Here is a 21295-nt window from a genome sequence, read left to right as displayed (position 1 = left end):
TAGTAGAGAGCTTTTTTTTGATGAAATCTATAAGCTGAAGAATGAATATTTGCTGATAATAAAGTTTGTTAATTTTTCTGGCTTTTCCTCAATGTAAACACCTAATTGTTGAAAAGTGTTATGTTTAGAATTAAGTCGGGATCTCTAAAGGTCACGTACATTCCAGACAATCTCACCACGTTCGTCATCCCACGTACTGTGATGACGCTTAAATCCTATCTTTTCTAGTACCCGGAGGGAAGCGATATTCCAAGCACCTACAGTCGACCAAAGTCTTTGGCGCCCAGTAGCAATTGCAGCGTCCAGTACAACGGCTGCTGCCTCAGTCGCATAACCTTTTCCATGAGCGCTGCGGAACAATTCGTATGCAATCTCCGGCTCTTCAAGTGTGGAACGACCGATAATCAAGCCACAGTATCCAATAAAATCGCCTTCGTCTCGCCTACGAATAGTGAGAAGGGAAATGCCATTTTCGTCTGCTTTCTTGCGCATCTCAATAAGCCGGCTACGAACGGAATTAAGGGCTGGCATGTCCACACCACGTTCGCCAATTAATTTTCTCATCCAAACTGAATCGGATTCCTCCCACATACTCAGGTCAAGTCGTTCGGTTTTTAGCTGGAACTCCATAGTTTTAAATAAAGATGGCATAGCGGAACCTCCTAGTTATGTCACTGAATTCATAATAGCTTCGCACCGCATCATGTTGAACTTCTCGTTGATTCGCGAATGTATTTTCCCACTCCCGCGAGAGTTTATAGCCACAGTATACAATAGTGTTATTTTTATGCATAAGTAATTCTTTTGCAAAATAGACCCTTTTCTCAAACTTTTCTTTCATTCTAAAGCCGTCCCGTTATATACACAGGCTCCTACTATTTCTAAATGCATAAAATGGTAAGCGAAAGTATGGGGGGATACGATGTATAATTCAAATTATTATGATTGTTATAGGCAAAATGATAAGTTGATTAGTGATATTGAAAAAGCTATAAATGGAGAGTATAGCGCCATAAGCTGCTATGCAAAATTAGCGAATATGGCTCCAAGTCAAGCAGAGAAAAAACAAATTCTTGAAATTCGTAATGATGAAATAAAACATTTTCATCACTTTGTACAAATTTATACGAATTTAACTGGCAGGCAGCCGAAACCACAGATTACCGAAGACTGTCCGAATACCTACTTACAAGGATTAGAGTTCGCTATACAAGATGAGCAAAAGACAGTAGATTTTTATTTGGAAATTTCAGATGAGACATCGGATGCACATCTGAAAGATTTGTTACGGAGAATAGCTGCGGATGAACAAAATCATGCGGTATGGTTTTTATATTATTTTGTGAAGTCGAAGTGAGCATTAAGAATGACTGATGTGGTGAATATATTAGAAGTTATTTTAAAGCGCAGTGCAACAATTGCATGAAAAACTTAATAAGCATAAAGAAACCGTTTCATAAGTAGTGGGACGGTTTTTTTTCGCGGTGAAATACAAGTTACATAGATATCGACAAAATATGGTAATTTAATTTGGTATATAATGTATGAAATGAAAACGAAAATAAATAAGCTAGGAGCAAATAAATGAAAAGAGGAATTACAGTAGATATTCCAAATGAATATGATAATTTACTTTGGAAAGTGTTAAAGCCAATTGATATTTCTTCATATGATTGGTGGGTAGGGAGTGAGGAGTCATACTTAATAGCACGTGGTGGATTGGATGAGGCATTATTTCCAGAAGGACCAAGTATAGTGGAAGGATCAGATTTGAAAATATTATTTAAAGACAATATATATTATGTTATTTTTGCAGATTTAAAAGCGTATTCAAAAGGAGAGGAAGTAGTAGATATTGAAACATATGAAGCATTTAAAGAGAGTAAGTGTGAATTAGTTTTACTAGTTGCGGATTGTACATACGTCACAATTTACGCTAAAGATCAAAAACAGATTGAATTGATGTATGAAAACGCAAGGAATCAAGGTTATTATGTTGAATACGTTACCGACGAAAATGACGGTAGAACGCGTTTATCAGTATGATAGCGATAGGAAAGGGGAACAGCGATATGGAGAGAAATACAGTTAAAGAATATACAATTCGAACTGCTACTGAAGAGGAAAGCGATAGCATTATTACTCTATTAAAAGAAGTAGCACAATGGCTACAATATAAAGAAGTGGATCAGTGGCAGTATCTTTTAGGAGAGGAAGCTACGGCTGAAATACTAGAATGTATAAGAGAGAAATATACATATGTTGTTCTGAAAGAAGATGAAATAGTTGGTACGGTTACAGTTTCTCCTAAACAAAATGAATGGGATGAACATATTTTTGGTAAAGAGGAAGTTTCTAATTCATTATATATTCATAGATTTGCGGTGAAACGGAAGTATAAGGGGAACGGAATTGGAGAATGGATTTTACAGTGGATAGAAGAGAATGTACAACATGACAAAGAGTATTTGAAGTTAGATTGCGTGGGGCATAATCGTACGTTGAATGATTTTTATAAGAAAAATAATTTTGAATATGTTGGAAGTACGGATGGGCTTAGTAAGTTTCAAAAGAAAAGAAGAATGTGAATGCATCCAATTAACGTAAGTTTAGTTGAAAAGTTAATACAGGAACAGTTTCCCGAATGGGCCCATTTAGAAGTGAAACCTGTAAAGTTTAGTGGGCATGATAATAGGACGTTTCACTTAGGGTATGAGATGAGTGTAAGATTGCCAAGTGATGCGGCATATGCACCGCAAGTAGAGAAAGAAAATAGTTGGCTTCCTATATTAAGTAAGAGACTTTCTTTACCAATTTCTACACCAATTGCGAAAGGAAATCCGTCTGAAGCGTATCCATTGCCTTGGTCTATTAATAAGTGGATAGAGGGAGAAACAGTTACGAAACAAAATGTTCGTGATTTAAATGAATTTGCGGCGGACTTAGGATCCTTTTTAGTAGAATTGCAATCTATTAATGCGAGTAACGGCCCTTTAGCTGGAGCACATAATTTTTACAGGGGCGGACTTATATCGGTATATGATAAAGAGGCGAGAGGTGCGATCGAAAATAATAAGGACGTTTTTGATGAAATCGTATTAAAGCATCTTTGGGATTTAGCACTTCAGTCAACGTGGGAGCGTAAACCAGTTTGGGTTCATGGGGATGTTGCACCTGGAAACTTACTCGTTAAGGACGGAAAGCTTTGTGCTGTAATTGATTTTGGTATTTTAGGTGTAGGAGATCCTGCTTGTGATGCGGCGATGGCATGGACTTTTTTTGATAAGAATAGCAGAAACGTATTTAAAGAAGTATTGCGCATAGATGAAGAAACGTGGAATAGAGCAAGAGGATGGGCACTTTGGAAGGCGTTAATTACATATGATACGAATAGGGATAGTAATGAAAAAGTAGCAGAAGAATCGTATCGTATCATTCAAGTGATTGTGGATGATTATGAGAGGTAATAGAAAAGCCTATTTTAAAATAGGCTTTTTCATACGATTAAATAGTAGAAATGGAAAGAAGGAATATAACATAATTATACAGAATATTTAGATAATAGGAGGTGTCGAATTTTGAGTGAAATTGAATTAAAGAGTAATGTAATTAAGACAGGGAGAGAGAAGGGAATTATTCTTCGGTTTATACTTGCTAGTCTTGTTGGGGTGTTTATGTTTTTCGTTCCTGTTACGATAAACGGTGCATCGTCTATTATGATTGATCATATCGTATCGTGGATTAGGGCTTCGGTTCCAGGCATAGTACCTTATTATGCATTATTTGTTATGGCAATTGGTGCGATTTATCCATTTTATACGAAGAAATGGAATGCATCTATCGTAGACATTTGTTTTTCTATTTTAAAAGTAGTTGGCGTTGTTTTTGGCATATTATATTGTTTAAAAGTAGGACCAGCTTGGTTCTTTGCGCCAGATGTTGGTCCGTTTTTGTATGAGAAGCTAGTCATATCAGTAAGTTTGCTCGTTCCAATTGGCTCGGCGTTTTTAGCGTTATTAGTCGGATATGGATTGCTTGAATTTATCGGTACATTTTGTCGGCCAATTATGAGGCCATTATGGAATACGCCGGGGAGATCGGCAATCGACGCAGTTGCGTCCTTCGTTGGAAGTTATTCGCTTGCTCTCCTTATTACGAATCGCGTGTATAAAGAAGGAAAGTATACGACAAAAGAAGCGGCGATTATCGCTACAGGATTTTCTACAGTATCCGCTACATTTATGATCATCATCGCAAAAACATTAGATATTATGCATTTATGGAATGTTTATTTTTGGACTACACTTGTTGTAACATTCATCGTGACTGCTATCACCGTAAGAATCCCACCCCTTAGTAGAAAACCAGATACATATGTAACAGAAGAAGGGTTCCCAGAGCCTGTTTATAAAGAGAAAATGTTAGAACGTGCTTGGGAAGATGCGTTAGAAGTATCAAAATCTGCACCGAGCATTATGAAAAATATTGCAGTGAATTTAAAAGATGGATTTATTATGACGATGGGAATTTTACCATCTATTATGTCAGTAGGATTAATTGGTATCGTCTTAGCGAAGTTCACGCCAATATTTGATTGGATTAGTTATATTTTCTATCCATTTACATGGCTATTACAATTACCAGAAGCAGACTTAGCCGCTAAAGCCGCATCAGTTGGTATTGCAGAAATGTTTTTACCGTCATTATTAGTAGTAAGTGCACCAATTGTGACAAAGTTTGTTATTGCAGTTGTTTCCGTATCATCTATTTTGTTTTTCTCCGCTTCCATTCCTTGTATATTATCAACAGATATTCCATTAAAAGTATCTGAACTTATTATTTTATATGTGCAGAGAACGATTTTAACGTTACTTATTATTACGCCGATTGCTTATTTATTGCTTTAAAATTTTAATAAGGTAAAGTTATAAAAAAGAAGCCGTCTGTAAAAAGAGGGCTTTTTTTGTTTAAAAGCGGGATATTCTTATTTATTTTTCGTATACGACGTAACGCTTCTTAAGAAGATTCCTAGTCCCGCAAAAAAGAACCCTAAGCATAATAAGCTGCCTGGCGTTCCCCAAGTAATTTGATCTAGCATTTTTTATCCCCTCCCGTTTATCATTATATAGAATTTATTGGAAATTATCAAAAAATTATTTTTTTAAGGGTTACTGATGGGGCTTCCTACCTTATACGAGAAGAATATATTTGAAAAGAATTCTTTTCGTTATATTTTCTTATTCTTATAATACGTTTTTGATTCTTATGATATAGTAACAGCAAAGGGGGCTTAAAAATGGAAATTATTCACGAAAGAGCAAAGTTGCGGTTAATGGATAATACTGATGTCGAAACTTTGTTTTCGATTGTAGAAGGAAATCAGGATATTTGGGCGTATTTAATCTCTAAAATGGATAGTGTGCAAGATATGCAACAATACGTTCAAAAAGCGATAAAGGGCTACGGAAGAGGTAATCAAATACCTTTCGTAACCGTAGATCAACAGTCGAATAAGATTGTAGGAAGTACACGTTTATATAATATTTCAGTAGAAGATAAGACAGTTGAGTTAGGGCAAACGTGGTATCATCCGAGTGTACAACGTACGAGTATAAATACAGAGTGTAAGTATATGCTTCTCCAGTATGCTTTTGAAAAACTGCATATGCTGAGAGTGCAAATTAAGACGGATGCAAGAAATGAAAAAGCACAACGAGCAATTGAAAGATTAGGCGCAGTAAAAGAAGGTGTGCTTAGAAATGAAAGAAAATTACCGAATGGTTATGTGAGAGATGCGGTGGTGTACAGTATTATCTCGAGTGAATGGCCAGGCGTAAAAGAACAATTGTTAGAAAAATTAGAGTTATATAAAGAAAAGTTATAATTCGTGTTTTGAAAGGTATATTGTTCGTGAGACATGAAAAATATACCTTTTTTCTTACAAAATGCTACTTTATTTTAATTCCTTTTGTTTCATCGTTCCCTTCTGAGAAAAAATTCGTTACAATGTAGTTGTATGGTAATAAACTTATGAATTTAAAAAATGTAATGAAAACCGCAAATGAAAATGAATTGATAATCCTCAATTTTAAATGAAAACCCTTTTATACATAAATAACAAGTAAAGTTCCTTCTTTTAAATAAACTCAAACAAAACGATTTGATATAAATGTTTTTATAGAAGTATGGATGATGTACGGAGGCAATTACAAATGAAAGAAAATAAGAAGAGTAAGAAAAGACGAATCTTTCAAGTATTTTTACTAATGATTTGTTCTGCTATTTTATATGTAAGTTATGCAGCTTACGATATTTGGAGTTATCGTTTTAAAGCAAACGATGACGTGAAAACGGATGCTGGTATCGTACTAGGAGCAGCTTCATGGAACGGAAAACCATCTCCTGTATTTAAAGAAAGAATTAATCATGCGATTTCTTTATATAAGAAAGGAAATATTAAAAAGATTATTTTTACAGGTGGTACAAAGTTCGAGGCAGAACTTGAGGAAGCACGTACTGCAAGAGTATATGCAATGAAACAAGGTGTAAAAGAGGAAGATATTTTAATTGAAACTAAATCCCTTTTCACTGAAGAAAATTTAAAAAATGCGAAGCAAGTTGGAATAGAGAACGGAATACGCACATACACGATTGTAAGTGATCCACTTCATATGAAACGCGCAATGAGAATTGCAAAACATATTAATATTGAAGCGTATGCTTCACCAACGCCGACATCAGCATATAAAACGTTAGACACAGAAATTCCATTCTTCTTTAAAGAATTATTCTCGTATATTGGATATGTAACCTCTTTGCCATTAAAGGCATTGAAGGGAGATTAACATAAGAAAAGAACCTATCCTTAAATAGGAACTTTTCTTATTAGTCAAAAACATTGTATTTTTATCGGAATAGTGAAACAATAGAGAGGTAGCTTCATATAATCATAATGAAAAAGTGAGCGGTTGATGAATCGAACATAAAGGAGATTATAGTATGGCACTCTCATTTGTTGAAACAGAAGAACAATCTTTCATTATTGCACAAATAAATAAATTGATTCCGAAGTTCATGGAAAGGGAGCATCAGCTAAGTGAATTAGGATCATTTCCGTATGAAAATATAAATGATTTGAAAGATATCGGATATACGAAATTAACGTTACCGAAGGAATTTGGTGGTAGTGCGATTTCTTTATATGACTTTGTTTTATTTCAAGAGAAAATCGCGGAAGGCTGCGGAGCTACTGCATTATCGATTGGCTGGCATCTTGGCATTGTGAAAGAGCTAGCGGAAAATCGCTCTTGGAATGATGAGATGTTCAAATGGTTTTGCGAAGAAGTACGTAATGGTGCGCTCTTTAACAGGGCAGCAACAGAACCGAAAACAGGGAGTCCGACGCGTGGCGGCAAACCAGAAACAATAGCGGTTCAACAAGGCGAGAAGTGGGTTATAAATGGAAGAAAAACTTTTACAACGATGGCACCAGTACTTGATTATTTTATTATTTCAGCAAGTATGGAAGGCCAAGAAGAAGTTGGTGAGTTTGTTATTCCAAGAAATACACTCGGTGTATCTATTGAAGAAACGTGGGATAGCGTTGCAATGCGAGGGACTGCTAGCCACGACCTTGTCTTACAAAATGTAGAGATAGAAAGTCGCTTTTTTACAGATATAAAAGGCGGGAAAGTAAAACAAAAGGGTGTTGGCTGGTTGCTACATATACCAGCATGTTATTTAGGAATTGCACAATCAGCAAGAAATTATGCAGTTCAATTTGCGGAATCATACAAGCCAAACAGTTTAAACCATTCTATTAGTTTATTGCCGAATGTTAGAAGAGTAGTTGGAGAATTAGAACTCGAGCTTATGCAAGCTCGCGTCTTTTTATATCAAATTGCGAAAAAGTACGATGAGGCAGAAGATAAACTATCACTGCAAGCAGAATTAGCAGCCGTGAAATATGCTGTAACAAATGCGGCGATATCTATAGTGGATAAATCGATGCGCATCGTAGGAGCAAAAAGTTTATCAGAAAAAAATCCGCTCCATCGTTACTATTTAAACGTCAGAGCAGGACTGCATAATCCACCGATGGATGATGCAACATTGTCTATGTTGGCGAATGCGGCGTTTCGGTCGTAGTTTTTAAAGCTTACATTTTATTGTTTATGGATATTATAGTTGTTTTGAAAGCACGGGTTTGATTAGTAATCAAACCCGTGCTTTTTATGTGTATGAAGTACTTAGTTGAGGTGTAGGTTTTTAATATAAATGATTATCATGGTTTTTTAATTGTTTCTTGTTGAAAAATTCTTATTGTAATGCCAGTTTGGAGGCTGTATAAACATTTTTCGTATTTAATCCCAAATTAATGGTCTTTCTAAGTTTACCATTCGTAAATATTGTAAAAATTGACCTGCATGGACCGCATCATGATAGGCGATTCGTAATAGCATATCGCCTAAATATCGTTGATAGCCAACATCGCTTCTATCAATAAGTCTTGAATCTAGCTCCGCTATGCTTATTAATTGAATATATTCTATGAAGTCAGTAAAGTATGATTGTGCCAATTCAATTTCTTTTTTTACACAAGTAATTGGCTCGTCATCATACGGGATACGTATGTCGTTTATTGAACCGTTGTTTTTTATAATCATATGGTAGTAAAAAGTTGAACTCCATACATGACGAATCATCTCACCAAAAGACATAGCCTCAGGATTAGGCTTCCAATTAAGAAAATTATCGGGAAGAGAATTCCATAATTTTTCTGAGCGCCTTCTCGTTTCTTTTAAATTTAATATACTAAGATCAATTGCATTCATAATAAATTCTCCTTTACTATTAAACTTAAAATAATTGTATCAATTTAATAGTTAGGGTATCATCGAAATATGAATGTATATCCGAATATCTCATATATAGCTAAACTAATCGCTGAACCTACAAGAGCAATCATATTAGATTGTCTAATGAATAATCAGGCACTACCTGCTAGTGAATTGGCTTATATGGCAAAAGTGTCACATCCAACAATTAGTTCGCATCTTTCTAAATTAGTAGAAGGGAATTTACTTACAGTTGAACAACATGGTAGACATCGTTACTATCGACTTGCTAATCAAGAAGTTGCAGAAGTGCTTGAAAAGTTAGGGACAATTGCACCAACAGTTCAAGTTCGCTCTTTAAAACAATCAAGCCAACTAAAACAAATTCGTTATGCTCGAACTTGTTATGATCATCTTGCAGGCAAACTCGGTGTAGAGATAACTGAAAAATTACTAGATAGGCAATTTATAATTTTAGAGGGTGGAGAATACATTGTAACGGAACAAGGTAAGCAATGGCTTCTGAATTTTGGAATAAATATTGAAACGGCAGATATAAAGAGGAGAGTATTTGCAAAACCTTGTCTTGATTGGAGTGAAAGACGCTACCATATTTCTGGTTGGTTAGGATCTGCAATAGCAAAACTATTTTTTGAACAGGAATGGATTACAAAAACGGATAAGAATCGGGCTGTCCATCTTACAAAGAAAGGTGTAAAGTTATTGGAAGATCAATTAGGCATTGATATGAAAACTGAGGAAAGAAAAGCTTGAAATTAGAAAAGTCCGTCAAAATGACGGGTTTTTTCATTGTGGTAGGAGTGTACATGAATAATAGGATGTTACCAATAATTGTTGCCAATAAAAAAATCTTTCTTTTCATTCTTCTTTTTTAAGTTTTAAAGGAGAAAGCTAGGCTTCTTATTTTTACTAATGTTATAATAAGAAAAAAGCACGAAAAGAGGTCATCTCATGCTAGAGGTTATTGCAACATGTTTAGAAGATGTAAAACGAATTGAAAGCGCTGGCGGGAAGCGGATTGAATTAATTTCATCTTATACAGAAGGTGGTTTAACACCGAGTTATGCTTTTATAAAAAAAGCGGTAGAAGCGGTAAGTATACCAATTCATGTTATGATTCGTCCGCATGCGAAGTCTTTTACATATACGGAAGAAGAAATTGAAATGATGAAAGAAGATATTATAGTTGCACAGAAGTTAGGAGCAGCTGGTGTAGTATTAGGCGTATTAAATGAACGAAATGAAGTGGATGAAGAGAAATTAGCGGACTTACTATCTGTTGTAGATGGAATAAATGTAACGTACCACCGTGCGATAGATGATATAGAAAATCCAGTAGAAGCGATGAGAACTTTAAAGAAGTTTCATAAAGTGACTCACGTTTTAACTTCAGGTGGACAAGGAAATATAGTAGAGAATATTCCGGTGCTTACAGAAATGCAAAAGGTAAGCGATGGTCAAATTCAGCTTGTAGCTGGAGCTGGCGTGACGAAAGAAAATATAAAGCGATTGCTAGATGAAACTGGAATCACGCAGGCGCATGTCGGTACAGCGGTAAGAGAAGGAAAATCATGTTTTTCTGAAATAGATCCTAATTTAGTACAAGAATTAGTTGAAATAATAAAATAAGTGCTTAAGAAAGAGGAGAAACGATGAAGGAAAATACGAAGAAAGAATTATTCTCTTGGGCTAAAACGATAGGTTTTACCCTTGTATTAATTGCTATTATTCGCGGTGTTTTATTTACACCTTCTTTAGTGCAAGGTGAATCAATGATGCCCACTTTAAAAAATAACGAACGAGTTCTCGTGAATAAGATTGGTTATAGTATAAGTGGATTAGATCGCTTTGATATTATCGTCTTCCACGGAAAAGAAGGATACGATTTAGTAAAACGAGTAATTGGTTTGCCAGGCGATACAGTTGAGTATAAAAATGATGTTTTATATGTAAACGGAAAAGCGATGGAAGAACCATATTTAAAAAAGTTTAAAGAAAAAGCAGTAGGTCGTGTATTAACTCCAGACTTTACGTTAGAACAAATCACTGGGAAAACGAAAGTGCCAGAAGGCCAAGTATTTGTTTTAGGGGATAATCGTGAAGTTTCTAAGGATGGTCGCATGTTTGGCTTTATTTCAGAAGATGAAATTGTCGGAAAAGGACAAGCTGTTTTCTGGCCGTTGGAACAAGTAAGAGCGTTATAAAGTGTGGTGAAGTATGGGAGAGATATTCTTCCATACTTTTTTATTTGCTTAAAATCTATTGATTGAATTGAAGGAATATTTTATAATTTTAAATTATATGTTTGTTTCGAAAAATGGAATTTAAGTTCCGTAATTTGGAACGAAAGGGAGATAGAATGAGTATAAATAAAACGGCAGTTAAGACAATGGATATTTTAGAGTTGTTTTATGAGCATGAAGAGCTAAGTTTAACTGAGATGGTTCGGCTTACAAATATGCCGAAAACATCTGTTTATCGTTTAATTGGCTCGTTAGAAGAGATGGCGTTTTTACAAAAAAACGAAAAGGGGAAATATCGTTTAGGGGTCGTATTTTTACGGTTCGGTCAACTTGTTTCACAACGATTATCAGTAAGAAATATAGCAATTCCTTATATGAAAGAACTTAGAGATAGTTTAGGACAGGCAGTTAATTTAATAATTCAAGATGATAATGAGGCAATTTACGTTGAAAAGATGGAGGGTGTTCAGCCGGTACGCGTGTATACGGCGGTTGGAAGAAGAGCACCGCTTTATGCTGGTGCATGTCCAAGAATTTTACTATCGTATTTCTCTGAGGAAGAGAAACTGAGATACATAGAGGAAGTGGATTTAAAACAGTTTGCAGATGGAACAATCGTGGATAAGGAACAATTGTTAGAAGTGTTGCAAATGGCAAAAAAGGAAGGCTACACAATTAGTTATTCTGAGTTAGAAAATCATACAGCCGCGATAGCAGCACCCATTTTCGCGAGCGATGGAACGGTTGTAGCAGGCATTAGTATTTCAGGATTAGCAATTGAGTACAGCGAAAGTAACATTTCATATTTTATTGCGAAGGTGAAAGAAACAGCGCATCGCATTTCGAAAGAACTCGGCTTTTTGGCATAGAAAGAGGGAGTAGGATGAAATTTTCTGCGTTAGGGGATCAAGCAATTATTGTTACATTTGGTGAAGAAATTAAGATGGGTATATATGAGAAAGTACAGCGGTTATTTAAAGCACTGCAGCAACATCCGTTTGCAGGAATGATAGAGTGCGTTCCGTCGTTTACTTCATTAGCTGTTTACTACAATGTATACGAAGTATGGAAGGGAAATGAGAGAAGTGAAAGGTCACATGATTACGTTCGCCAGTATATAAAGGAGCTGTGTGATTCTTATAAAGAAGAAGTAAAACAGGATGTGAAACATATTTCTATACCAGTGTGCTACGGGGGAGAATATGGACCAGATTTAGAAGAAGTCGCGCATTATCACGGTTTACAAGTAGAAGATGTGATTCGAATACATAGTGAAACTACATATTTTGTATATATGCTAGGTTTTACACCAGGGTTCCCGTATTTAGGAGGACTTTCAAAAGAATTAGAAACACCTAGAAAAGAAAAACCACGGTTACAAATCTCTCCTGGTTCAGTAGGTATTGGCGGAAATCAAACAGGTATTTATCCGCTTGAAACACCAGGTGGATGGAATATTATCGGCCGAACACCTATTACTCTATTTAATCCGAAAGAAGAAATGCCAACATATATTCAAAGTGGTATGTATTTACGATTTATCCCGATAACGAAGGAAGAGTACGTATCACTTGAGGGGGCTAAAGAATGGATGTAGAAGTTTTGCATGCAGGAATGTTTACAACAGTCCAAGATTTAGGGCGATCTTATTATCAACAGTTTGGTGTACCTGTTGGGGGTGCTATGGATAAAAATGCGCTTAGGCTCATCAATATGTTAGTCGGTAATGAAGAGAATGAAGCAGGATTAGAAATGACGATTTTAGGTCCTAAATTGTTAATAAAGAAAACGACTTTACTCGCAATTGGTGGGGTTGATATGGAACCGTTGTTAAATGGAGAACGTATCCCATTATGGCGTCCCATTTTAGCGGAAGAAGGTAGTATGCTTTGTTTTGGAAAAGTGAAAAGTGGTTGTAGAGCGTATGTGACTTTTGCGGGTGGTATACATATTGAGCGTACAATGGAAAGCAAAAGTACGTACATACGTGCTGCGATTGGTGGTATAGAAGGAAGAATGCTGAAAAAAGGAGATTGTTTTCAAATTGGTACGTACTCAGAAATGGCGAATCGTTTCATTCAAGACTTACAAAAAGATGAGCGAATAAAAACGAAATGGGTAATTAGCAACAGCGTACTACCAAAGTATAAGAAACATCCTAAGTTGCGTGTCATAACTGACTTTGAATACGATCAATTTACCGAAGAAAGTAGAAAGGCATTTTTTACGAAAGAGTATAAGGTATCTAATTATGCTGACCGTATGGGCTACAGGGTTGAGGGAGAAGTTTTAAATAGGATTGAAGAAAAAGAGATTTTATCGAGTCCTGTTACATTTGGAACCATTCAAGTTCCTAATGGTGGACAGCCGATTATATTAATGGCAGATAGGCAAACGACAGGTGGCTATCCGAGAATGGGAAATATCATTTCAGTAGATTTACCTCTTCTTGCCCAGCTAAAGCCGGGGGACTATGTTTCTTTTGAGAAAATTACGCTTGAAGAAGCGGAACAATTGTACATAGAACAAGAAGTAAATATGAATCTATTAAAGAAATTCATTGCTTTACGAAGCTGAAATTAGGAGGGAAATAATGTGAAGACAATCGATTTAAACTGTGATTTAGGAGAAAGTTTTGGCGCTTATAAAATGGGGAATGATGATGAAATTCTTCCATTCGTATCCTCTATAAATGTTGCTTGTGGTTTTCATGCAGGTGATCCGTCTGTTATGCGGCAAACGATTGAAAAGGCAATGCAACATAACGTAGCAATAGGGGCACACCCCGGATTTCCAGATTTAATTGGATTTGGTAGAAGGAACATGAATGTTTCAGCAAGTGAAGTATACGATTATGTTTTATATCAAATTGGTGCATTAGACGGTTTTGTAAAAGTGGCTGGCGGGAAGATGCATCATGTGAAACCGCACGGTGCTCTATATAATATGGCGGCAACTAATCCGGAAATTGCAGATGCAATTGCAAAGGCAATTTATCATATAAATCCAAGTCTATTACTTTACGGATTAGCAAATAGCGTGGCATTTATACAGGCTGCAGAAAAATACAAAGTAACTCTCGTACAAGAGGCTTTTGCGGATCGTACATATAAGCAAGATGGTACATTAACGAGCCGTACAGAAGAAAATGCACTTATAAAAGATGAAGACGAAGCGATAAAGCAAGTACTTCAAATGGTGAAAGAAGGCCATGTAAATTCGATCAATGGAGAGAAAGTAGCAGTTCAGGCGCAAACGATTTGTTTACACGGTGATGGGGAAAAAGCAGTACAATTTGCAGAAAGAATATACAGAACATTCGAACTCAATGAAATTTCTATTTGTGCACCGAAATAAAAAATGAGAGGAAGTGCTAGAAATGATTAAATTAATTGGGATACTACTTGTTGCAGTGGGCTTTTTATTTAGATTAAATACACTTTTAGTAGTTATGGTTGCAGGTATTGTTACTGGTATGGTTTCAGGGTTAAGTTTTTATGATGTGATCAGCATGTTCGGTAAATTTTTCATAGAAAATAGATATATGTCTATGCCAATTATATTAACTTTACCGGTAATCGGAATTTTAGAGCGTTACGGTTTAAAAGAAAGAGCAGAAGCACTTATAACGAAATCAAAAGGAGCAACAACTGGAAGAGTATTAATGTCATATTTTACGATAAGAGAATCATTAGCAGCACTAGGGCTTAATATTGGTGGGCATGCGCAAACAGTAAGGCCGCTCGTTGCACCGATGGCAGAAGGGGCCGCGCAAGGTAAATACGGTAAACTTCCTGAAAAATTAAGAGAAAAGATTAAAGCAAACGCAGCTGCTGCGGAAAATACAGCTTGGTTTTTCGGAGAAGATATTTTCATCGCAACTGGTGCTATTTTATTAATGAAAGGATTCTTCGATTCAGTAGGTATGCATGTCGGTGTATGGGATATGGCACTTTGGGGCATTCCGACAGCAATATCTGCACTTATTGTAAGCTGGATTAGATTTAGAAGGTTTGATAAATATATAGAGAAAACAATGAAGGCAGAAGGAAAAGAAGAGAAGGAGGCAATCTAATATGAACATCATCACAATGGATACAATCTATTATGTATTAGGGATAATTGTTGCTTTTATCGCTGTTCGTATCGCATTCGATCGTGAACATCCAAACAGATTCGGTTCTAGTTTATTTTGGGCATTGTTTGCAGTTACATTTTTATTTGGAAATGTAATTCCTTCGTTTTACGTTGGCTGTATCGTGCTCGCTATGGTCGTTTTAGCCTCGCTAAATAAAGTGACAAAATCAGAGGAAAAAGAAGTTCCAGTACAAGAACGTGTAAAACATGCTGAGAAATTAAAAAATAAAATTTTTATGCCTGCACTATTAATTCCTATTTTTACAATTATCGGTACGTTGACGTTAGGGAAAATTAAATGGGGAAATGTCTCTCTTGTTGATCCAGATAAAGTAACTTTAGTTGCATTAGCGCTTGGTGCATTACTCGCATTTGTCGCGGCGATGCGTATTACAAAATCGAAAATAACAACGCCTGTTCAAGAAGGAAGCAGACTATTACAAGCTGTCGGCTGGGCTGTTATTTTACCACAAATGTTAGCGGCACTTGGCGGTATTTTTGCGAAGTCGGGCGTTGGACAAGTCGTTTCTGATTTAGTCGGACAAGTGTTACCGACAGAGTATCCGTTCGTTGCTGTTATGGCGTACTGTTTAGGCATGATGCTATTTACAGTCGTAATGGGAAATGCATTCGCAGCGTTTGCTGTTATTACTGGCGGAATTGGCTTACCTTTAATAGTTCAAATGCACGGCGGAAACCCAGCAATTATGGCAGCACTCGGTATGTTTGCTGGATATTGCGGAACACTGCTTACGCCAATGGCAGCAAACTTTAATATCGTACCTGCGATGCTTTTAGAGCTAAAGGATAAAAATGCGGTTATTAAAGCGCAAGTACCAATTGCTCTTTCAATTTTTATCATAAATATGTTTATTATGTACGGCCTTGTATATCGTTTTTAATTAGGAGGATAAAACTATGAAAACAGTATTATTAACAGGGTTTGATCCGTTTGGCGGAGAAAATATCAATCCAGCTTGGGAAGTAGCAAAAGGTTTGCATGAAAAAACAATTGGAGAATACAAGATAATAAGCAAACAAATACCAACTGTATTTCATAAATCAATAAGCGTATTAAAAGAGTATATAGAAGAACTAGCGCCGGAAATTATTATATGTATCGGACAAGCTGGGGGCAGACCAGATATTACGATAGAACGTGTCGCAATTAATATTGATGATGCAAGAATTGCTGATAATGAAGGGAATCAGCCAGTAGATGTACCGGTTGTAGAAGAAGGAGCGATTGCGTATTGGTCTACACTTCCGATGAAAGCAATCGTAAAAAAACTTCGCGAAGAGGGCATACCGTCATCTGTTTCACAGACGGCAGGCACATTCGTTTGTAATCACTTATTCTATGGACTTATGCATGAACTAGAGAAACATGATAAGAAAATAAAAGGCGGATTCATTCACATTCCGTTCTTACCAGAACAAGCGATTAATTATCCAGGGCAATCGAGTATGTCACTTTCTACTATTCGTAAGGGGATAGAATTGGCAATCGAAGTAACGACGACAGTTGAAGTAGATATTGTAGAGGTTGGGGGCGCAACGCATTAAGTAAAATGAATTGTACAACACCTCCTGTAAACAACTGGTATAATAAGAATAGGAAAATACATAGAGGTGATTTTTGTGCAACAATTTGAAGAAGTACGTTCAATTCTAGAAAAAGCGAAGAAAATTACAGTATTAACAGGCGCTGGTGCAAGTACGGAAAGTGGTATTCCAGATTTTCGTTCAGCAAATGGATTATATGCTGATGCGAATGTGGAGATGTACTTATCAAGAGGGTACTATAACCGAAGTCCGAAAGAATTTTGGAAGCATTATAAAGAAATCTTTCAAATTAATACGTTCCATCAATATAAACCAAATCGTGGCCATCGCTTTTTAGCTGAGCTAGAAGAACAAGGGAAAGATATTACGATTTTAACGCAAAATATTGACGGTTTACATCAATTAGGTGGCAGTAAGCATGTCATCGATTTACATGGAACACTTCAAACAGCACATTGTCCAAAATGTAAATCAGGCTATGATTTACAGTATATGATTAATCATGAAGTGCCGCGCTGTCAGAAGTGTAATTTCATTTTAAATCCAGACGTTGTTTTATACGGAGATACATTGCCGCAATATCAAAATGCAATCAAACGTTTATATGAAACAGATGTGCTTATCGTTATGGGAACGTCACTAAAAGTACAGCCTGTCGCTTCATTCCCGCAAATTGCAAAGAGGGAAGTAGGAGCAACAACTATTTTAGTAAATGAAGAGTTAACAGGACAGGAATATAACTTTGATTTTGTTTTTCAAAATAAAATTGGTGAGTTTGTTGAAGAGGTATCTTTAATGAAATAAGTTATCGAAAAAACTGAGGTAGATACCTCAGTTTTTTATTTGAGTATTCGCTGTTTTAAGCCATATGAAAACATTTTGATAATGTAGTAACAACACCTCTATAATTTATAAAAAATTGTTTCATAGGTAAAATAGCAGAGTAAGAAGTAATATTATCTTTAGTGAATACACAATCGTCATAAAGTAAGCTAATATGTAGCTGTTGTAAAGGCTCTATTTCGTTTTGCTTTAAGTATAAAACTAAGTCATTATAAAGTTGTTCACTATAATTACTTACGGAACATTCTATTGAAAGCTGACCTACTATGCTAGTCCACCATACTTTAAAGCTACATATTAATTCTTTAAATGATTCCTCATCACATAAATTAGCGTCAAAAAGTTTCTTATAAAATATATGATTCTCCTCGTGGAAAATTTGTAAATCATATCTGTCGTTAGCAGTTTGCTTACGAAGAGTCAGCCATAATTCTTTGAAATTTGTTTCAAAGTCACTTGAGAAATGTAATGTTTTTGCTATGTAAGGAAAACGTAAATTTCCTTTTTTCTCTTTTTGGTTGAGATACATATTTTGAATGTAGATCATAAAGTTTAAACAATGTGGCGTTTTAGTATGTATGATAAACGAATCTGTCATTTTGGTTCTCTCCTTAAGTAATGTCTTTTATAAATTTATTTCTTTAGTATACAAAGAAATGTAAACTAATGGTATAAAAATAAATTTGCCCCATTTTTCTTTTAGAATAATATTCATGTTATTTTGCATTCAGGGAATGGTAATAAATAGGATATAAAAATAAAAAACTGAAAATTAAATCTTTTATTTCTTTTATAATTAATATAAAATTCTATATATATCATATAAATAAATTTGATACATAATGACTTTGCGTAGAAATGTTAATAGAATGAAGCGAGGGAGCGAAATGAGACAGAAAAAGGAGCAGAAAAAACTATCGAAAAAGAAAAAGACTCATATTCCATTTCGGTTAAATGTACTATTTTTTATTGTCTTTCTTTTATTTTCAGCTATTATAATTCAATTAGGTAAAGTACAAATCATTGATGGAGAAACGTATAGAAATGAAGTAAATAAAAAGGAAGATGTAACGGTAAGCACTCCCGTTCCTAGAGGGAAAATGTTTGATCGGCAAGGTCACGTTATTGTAAATAATAAACCATTGCGAACCGTTACATATACGAAAATGAGAGGAGTAGACTCGAAAGAAGTTTTACAAGTAGCAAGAGATTTAGCTAAGCTAATTGAAATGTCGCAAGAGGACATAGACAAGTTAACAGAAACAGATAAAAAGGATTTTTGGATGCAGTTAAATGAAAAGCGGGCAGCAGCGAAAGTAACGAAAGAAGATGAGAGTAAATTTAGAAAGCAGGAGATAGAAGGGAAAGAATTAGATAAAAAAGTTGAAGAGTTACGTAGGGAAAGAATTACACAAGAAGAATTAAGTGAACTTTCAAAAGAAGACCTAGAAGTACTAGCCATTAAAAGCAAAATGAATGCGGGATATAAAATGACGCCGCAAATCGTTAAAAAAGATGTAAGTCAAAATGAATATGCTGTCGTTAGTGAAAGGTTGGCAAGTTTACCGGGGGTAGATACAACAGTAGATTGGGAACGTGAATACCCAAATGATAAAATACTGCGCTCTATACTAGGTAGCGTTTCTAATGAAAATGAAGGGTTGCCAAGAGAACAATTAGATTATTATTTAGTTCGTGATTATAATCGAAACGACCGTATTGGTAAAAGTTACATCGAAAAACAATACGAAGATGCACTACACGGAACGAAAGAACAGTCTAAAAATATTACGGATAAAGCAGGGAAGATTGTTCGAACAGAAAAAGTGACTGAAGGAAAAAGTGGAAATAACTTGATGTTAACAGTCGATATGGATTTACAGAAAAGAGTAGAGGGAAGCCTTGAAAAGAATTTACGAGCCTTTCATGCTGCAGAGCCGATGATGGATCGTGCGTTCGTAGTAATGATGAATCCGAAAAACGGTCAAATTTTATCAATGGCAGGAAAGAAAATTGTAAATAAAGATGGCGGTATGCAAATAGAAGATTATGCATTAGGAACGATGACAAGTTCTTATGAGTTAGGGTCAACTGTAAAAGGTGCTACTTTATTAACTGGATATCAAACAGAAGCGATTAAGCCGTATACACATTTCTTTGATGCACCAATGTATTTTAAAGGAAGTTCTAAGCCGAAGAAATCGTGGAAAGAATTTGGGGATATTGATGATTTAAGAGCTTTGCAAGTGTCATCGAACGTTTATATGTTTAATACGGCTTTAAAAATGGCAGGCATTAATTATGTCCCAAACAATCCATTAGACATTAAACAAGAAACATTTAATAAAATGCGCTACTATTTTAGACAATTTGGCCTAGGTGTGTCGACTGGTATTGACCTGCCAAATGAATCAATTGGTCAAGTAGGTAGAACTGATAACATACCCGGATTTTTACTTGATTACGCGATTGGACAGTATGATACATATACGCCGCTTCAGCTTGCACAATATATTTCAACCATTGCAAATGGCGGTTACCGAATGAAACCACAAATTGTACAAGAAGTTAGAGAGCAACCGAATAGACCAGAGGATGTAGGAAAAGTCGTTCGGTCGATTGAACCAGTTGTATTAAATCGAGTGGATATGGACACTTCGTACATTAATCATGTAAAAGAAGGATTTAGAAGGGTTTTTCAAGAAGCTGACGGAACAGGTACCGGAACGTTTAAAGGTCTACCATATAAACCAGCGGGAAAAACAGGAACAGCTGAGACAGTATATGGTGGAGAAAGTGATATTGGAAGAGATGAGAACAACAACCGAAAAAAATGTTATAATTTAACTCTTGCCGGTTATGCACCATATGATGCTGATCCGGAAGTAGCTTTTTCAGTTGTTGTACCATGGGTGAATGATGATAAATCAGGAATTAATTCTGCGATTGGTAAAGAAATTTTGGATGCGTATTTTGAGTTAAAAACAAATAGATCAAATGCAAATTCAATTCCAGTAGAACAACCGAACAAGGCACAGTAAAAATAGTATCACTGCATGGAAACATATTGTGCAGTGATATATTTTTTGAGTTAAAAAGCGCTTTATAAGGTGGGAATGGATATGAAAAAGGAGATTAAGAGAGGCTGGGGCAAGTACATACTATTTATATTGGTGATAGTCATAGGCTACCATTCTTTTACTTTATGTAAGGTGGAAGGGGAATCGATGCAGCCGACTTTATATGAAGAAGATTACGTATTTGTAAATAAAGCAGTAGTACGTCTTTCTAATTTACAACACGGAGAAATTGTCATTATAAAGGAAGCGGATGAATCGAAATATTATGTGAAACGTGTAATAGGGCTTCCTGGTGATGTAATTAACATAACGAACGGAAAGGTATATGTGAACGATAAAAAGCAAGAAGAACCATATACAAACAAAGATTTATTTAACAACACACAAGTGTTTTATAACTTTCAAAAGACAAAAATTCCGCCAAATAAGTTATTTGTAATGGGAGATAACCGCGAAGTAAGTAGAGATAGTCGAAATGGCTTAGGATATATTGAAGAAGATAACATAATTGGCAAGGTGGAATTTGTATATTATCCTTTTTCAAAAATGAAAATAATAGAATAAGTGG

The 21295-nt window shown here is 35.6% G+C and carries 24 protein-coding genes; 21 read left to right on the top strand and 3 right to left on the bottom strand.

Annotation, left to right across the window (positions count from 1 at the left end; translation table 11 throughout):
* Nucleotides 1-144: 144 nt before the first annotated feature.
* Entirely contained in the window at nt 145-651 is a 507-nt protein-coding gene (locus HMPREF1014_RS15460) for a GNAT family N-acetyltransferase (protein ID WP_001139528.1), read from the bottom strand.
* 271 nt (nt 652-922) lie between these two features.
* On the opposite strand from HMPREF1014_RS15460, the gene HMPREF1014_RS15450 reads away from it, so the two are divergent.
* The 8 genes from HMPREF1014_RS15450 to HMPREF1014_RS15415 all read left to right on the top strand — a co-directional run bounded on the left by HMPREF1014_RS15450 (nt 923) and on the right by HMPREF1014_RS15415 (nt 8148).
* Nucleotides 923-1357, top strand: coding sequence for a ferritin-like domain-containing protein (locus tag HMPREF1014_RS15450; protein WP_000282818.1), 435 nt, complete (start codon nt 923-925; stop codon nt 1355-1357).
* Between the two features lie 227 nt (nt 1358-1584).
* Nucleotides 1585-2046 (top strand): DUF2691 family protein, encoded by a 462-nt coding sequence (locus HMPREF1014_RS15445; protein ID WP_000820207.1) that lies wholly within the window; start codon nt 1585-1587, stop codon nt 2044-2046.
* 26 nt (nt 2047-2072) lie between these two features.
* Nucleotides 2073-2588, top strand: coding sequence for a GNAT family N-acetyltransferase (locus HMPREF1014_RS15440; RefSeq protein ID WP_000440851.1), 516 nt, complete (start codon nt 2073-2075; stop codon nt 2586-2588).
* Nucleotides 2589-3467 carry an aminoglycoside phosphotransferase family protein gene (locus tag HMPREF1014_RS15435; protein ID WP_000553372.1) on the top strand — a complete coding sequence of 293 codons (879 nt, stop codon included), beginning with the start codon at nt 2589-2591 and terminating at the stop codon, nt 3465-3467.
* A gap of 111 nt (nt 3468-3578) precedes the next feature.
* Nucleotides 3579-4907, top strand: a complete 1329-nt coding sequence (locus HMPREF1014_RS15430; protein WP_001289414.1) for a YjiH family protein — start codon at nt 3579-3581, stop codon at nt 4905-4907.
* A gap of 389 nt (nt 4908-5296) precedes the next feature.
* Nucleotides 5297-5884: a GNAT family N-acetyltransferase gene (locus HMPREF1014_RS15425; protein WP_000402580.1), complete on the top strand. Its 588-nt coding sequence runs from the start codon at nt 5297-5299 to the stop codon at nt 5882-5884.
* A 328-nt stretch (nt 5885-6212) separates the two neighbouring features.
* The gene (locus HMPREF1014_RS15420; RefSeq protein ID WP_000662213.1) at nt 6213-6845 is read left to right on the top strand and encodes a YdcF family protein; all 633 of its coding nucleotides are present in this window, start codon (nt 6213-6215) and stop codon (nt 6843-6845) included.
* Nucleotides 6846-6999: 154 nt separating this feature from the next.
* Nucleotides 7000-8148, top strand: coding sequence for an acyl-CoA dehydrogenase family protein (locus tag HMPREF1014_RS15415; RefSeq protein WP_001218343.1), 1149 nt, complete (start codon nt 7000-7002; stop codon nt 8146-8148).
* 215 nt (nt 8149-8363) lie between these two features.
* On the opposite strand, the gene HMPREF1014_RS15410 is transcribed toward HMPREF1014_RS15415, so the two are convergent.
* Entirely contained in the window at nt 8364-8834 is a 471-nt protein-coding gene (locus tag HMPREF1014_RS15410) for a DinB family protein (RefSeq protein WP_000991276.1), read from the bottom strand.
* 69 nt (nt 8835-8903) lie between these two features.
* On the opposite strand from HMPREF1014_RS15410, the gene HMPREF1014_RS15405 reads away from it, so the two are divergent.
* From HMPREF1014_RS15405 to HMPREF1014_RS15355, 11 genes are all read left to right on the top strand, one after another.
* On the top strand, nt 8904-9611 hold the full coding sequence (locus HMPREF1014_RS15405; RefSeq protein WP_001103812.1) for an ArsR/SmtB family transcription factor: 708 nt from the start codon (nt 8904-8906) through the stop codon (nt 9609-9611).
* A gap of 198 nt (nt 9612-9809) precedes the next feature.
* Nucleotides 9810-10487, top strand: a complete 678-nt coding sequence (locus HMPREF1014_RS15400) for a copper homeostasis protein CutC (RefSeq protein ID WP_000895111.1) — start codon at nt 9810-9812, stop codon at nt 10485-10487.
* A gap of 23 nt (nt 10488-10510) precedes the next feature.
* Entirely contained in the window at nt 10511-11062 is a 552-nt protein-coding gene (lepB, locus tag HMPREF1014_RS15395; protein WP_000662498.1) for a signal peptidase I, read from the top strand.
* A 155-nt stretch (nt 11063-11217) separates the two neighbouring features.
* On the top strand, nt 11218-11970 hold the full coding sequence (locus HMPREF1014_RS15390) for an IclR family transcriptional regulator (protein ID WP_000026391.1): 753 nt from the start codon (nt 11218-11220) through the stop codon (nt 11968-11970).
* Between the two features lie 14 nt (nt 11971-11984).
* A complete protein-coding gene (gene pxpB / locus HMPREF1014_RS15385; RefSeq protein ID WP_000672273.1) occupies nt 11985-12698 on the top strand; it encodes a 5-oxoprolinase subunit PxpB in 714 nt (237 codons plus the stop codon).
* Nucleotides 12689-13678: a 5-oxoprolinase subunit C family protein gene (locus HMPREF1014_RS15380; protein ID WP_000382256.1), complete on the top strand. Its 990-nt coding sequence runs from the start codon at nt 12689-12691 to the stop codon at nt 13676-13678. The genes pxpB and HMPREF1014_RS15380 overlap by 10 nt, the downstream gene beginning before the upstream one ends.
* A gap of 18 nt (nt 13679-13696) precedes the next feature.
* On the top strand, nt 13697-14458 hold the full coding sequence (gene pxpA / locus HMPREF1014_RS15375) for a 5-oxoprolinase subunit PxpA (protein WP_000848280.1): 762 nt from the start codon (nt 13697-13699) through the stop codon (nt 14456-14458).
* 22 nt (nt 14459-14480) lie between these two features.
* Nucleotides 14481-15176 carry a DUF969 domain-containing protein gene (locus tag HMPREF1014_RS15370; RefSeq protein WP_000593384.1) on the top strand — a complete coding sequence of 232 codons (696 nt, stop codon included), beginning with the start codon at nt 14481-14483 and terminating at the stop codon, nt 15174-15176.
* Between the two features lies 1 nt (nt 15177).
* On the top strand, nt 15178-16140 hold the full coding sequence (locus HMPREF1014_RS15365; RefSeq protein ID WP_001021658.1) for a DUF979 domain-containing protein: 963 nt from the start codon (nt 15178-15180) through the stop codon (nt 16138-16140).
* A gap of 16 nt (nt 16141-16156) precedes the next feature.
* Nucleotides 16157-16804: a pyroglutamyl-peptidase I gene (gene pcp, locus HMPREF1014_RS15360; protein ID WP_000859701.1), complete on the top strand. Its 648-nt coding sequence runs from the start codon at nt 16157-16159 to the stop codon at nt 16802-16804.
* Between the two features lie 75 nt (nt 16805-16879).
* A complete protein-coding gene (locus tag HMPREF1014_RS15355) occupies nt 16880-17608 on the top strand; it encodes an NAD-dependent protein deacylase (protein ID WP_001183808.1) in 729 nt (242 codons plus the stop codon).
* A gap of 55 nt (nt 17609-17663) precedes the next feature.
* Here HMPREF1014_RS15355 and HMPREF1014_RS15350 read toward each other — a convergent pair whose 3' ends face one another.
* On the bottom strand, nt 17664-18245 hold the full coding sequence (locus HMPREF1014_RS15350) for a hypothetical protein (RefSeq protein WP_000132264.1): 582 nt from the start codon (nt 18243-18245) through the stop codon (nt 17664-17666).
* 289 nt (nt 18246-18534) lie between these two features.
* Here HMPREF1014_RS15350 and HMPREF1014_RS15345 point away from each other — a divergent pair, with 289 nt between their 5' ends.
* Both HMPREF1014_RS15345 and lepB (HMPREF1014_RS15340) read left to right on the top strand, forming a co-directional pair.
* Nucleotides 18535-20688 (top strand): peptidoglycan D,D-transpeptidase FtsI family protein, encoded by a 2154-nt coding sequence (locus HMPREF1014_RS15345; protein ID WP_001249182.1) that lies wholly within the window; start codon nt 18535-18537, stop codon nt 20686-20688.
* An 81-nt stretch (nt 20689-20769) separates the two neighbouring features.
* On the top strand, nt 20770-21291 hold the full coding sequence (lepB, locus tag HMPREF1014_RS15340) for a signal peptidase I (RefSeq protein ID WP_001986493.1): 522 nt from the start codon (nt 20770-20772) through the stop codon (nt 21289-21291).
* The last annotated feature ends 4 nt before the right edge of the window (nt 21292-21295 follow it).

It is taken from the genome of Bacillus sp. 7_6_55CFAA_CT2, assembly GCF_000238655.1.
GTDB classification, from domain to species: Bacteria; Bacillota; Bacilli; order Bacillales; family Bacillaceae_G; genus Bacillus_A; species Bacillus_A cereus.
Note: the sequence above shows the minus strand (reverse complement) of the source record. Positions and strands in the feature narration are given on the sequence as shown.

Excerpts from the sequence above, each read along its gene's own strand:
- HMPREF1014_RS15460 (WP_001139528.1), bottom strand. The coding sequence starts at position 651 with ATGCCATCTTTATTTAAAACTATGGAGTTCCAGCTAAAAACCGAACGA.
- HMPREF1014_RS15450 (WP_000282818.1), top strand. The coding sequence starts at position 923 with ATGTATAATTCAAATTATTATGATTGTTATAGGCAAAATGATAAGTTG.
- HMPREF1014_RS15445 (WP_000820207.1), top strand. The coding sequence starts at position 1,585 with ATGAAAAGAGGAATTACAGTAGATATTCCAAATGAATATGATAATTTA.
- HMPREF1014_RS15440 (WP_000440851.1), top strand. The coding sequence starts at position 2,073 with ATGGAGAGAAATACAGTTAAAGAATATACAATTCGAACTGCTACTGAA.
- HMPREF1014_RS15435 (WP_000553372.1), top strand. The coding sequence starts at position 2,589 with ATGCATCCAATTAACGTAAGTTTAGTTGAAAAGTTAATACAGGAACAG.
- HMPREF1014_RS15425 (WP_000402580.1), top strand. The coding sequence starts at position 5,297 with ATGGAAATTATTCACGAAAGAGCAAAGTTGCGGTTAATGGATAATACT.
- HMPREF1014_RS15420 (WP_000662213.1), top strand. The coding sequence starts at position 6,213 with ATGAAAGAAAATAAGAAGAGTAAGAAAAGACGAATCTTTCAAGTATTT.
- HMPREF1014_RS15415 (WP_001218343.1), top strand. The coding sequence starts at position 7,000 with ATGGCACTCTCATTTGTTGAAACAGAAGAACAATCTTTCATTATTGCA.
- HMPREF1014_RS15410 (WP_000991276.1), bottom strand. The coding sequence starts at position 8,834 with ATGAATGCAATTGATCTTAGTATATTAAATTTAAAAGAAACGAGAAGG.
- HMPREF1014_RS15405 (WP_001103812.1), top strand. The coding sequence starts at position 8,904 with ATGAATGTATATCCGAATATCTCATATATAGCTAAACTAATCGCTGAA.
- HMPREF1014_RS15400 (WP_000895111.1), top strand. The coding sequence starts at position 9,810 with ATGCTAGAGGTTATTGCAACATGTTTAGAAGATGTAAAACGAATTGAA.
- lepB (WP_000662498.1), top strand. The coding sequence starts at position 10,511 with ATGAAGGAAAATACGAAGAAAGAATTATTCTCTTGGGCTAAAACGATA.
- HMPREF1014_RS15390 (WP_000026391.1), top strand. The coding sequence starts at position 11,218 with ATGAGTATAAATAAAACGGCAGTTAAGACAATGGATATTTTAGAGTTG.
- pxpB (WP_000672273.1), top strand. The coding sequence starts at position 11,985 with ATGAAATTTTCTGCGTTAGGGGATCAAGCAATTATTGTTACATTTGGT.
- HMPREF1014_RS15380 (WP_000382256.1), top strand. The coding sequence starts at position 12,689 with ATGGATGTAGAAGTTTTGCATGCAGGAATGTTTACAACAGTCCAAGAT.
- HMPREF1014_RS15370 (WP_000593384.1), top strand. The coding sequence starts at position 14,481 with ATGATTAAATTAATTGGGATACTACTTGTTGCAGTGGGCTTTTTATTT.
- HMPREF1014_RS15365 (WP_001021658.1), top strand. The coding sequence starts at position 15,178 with ATGAACATCATCACAATGGATACAATCTATTATGTATTAGGGATAATT.
- pcp (WP_000859701.1), top strand. The coding sequence starts at position 16,157 with ATGAAAACAGTATTATTAACAGGGTTTGATCCGTTTGGCGGAGAAAAT.
- HMPREF1014_RS15350 (WP_000132264.1), bottom strand. The coding sequence starts at position 18,245 with ATGACAGATTCGTTTATCATACATACTAAAACGCCACATTGTTTAAAC.
- HMPREF1014_RS15345 (WP_001249182.1), top strand. The coding sequence starts at position 18,535 with ATGAGACAGAAAAAGGAGCAGAAAAAACTATCGAAAAAGAAAAAGACT.
- lepB (WP_001986493.1), top strand. The coding sequence starts at position 20,770 with ATGAAAAAGGAGATTAAGAGAGGCTGGGGCAAGTACATACTATTTATA.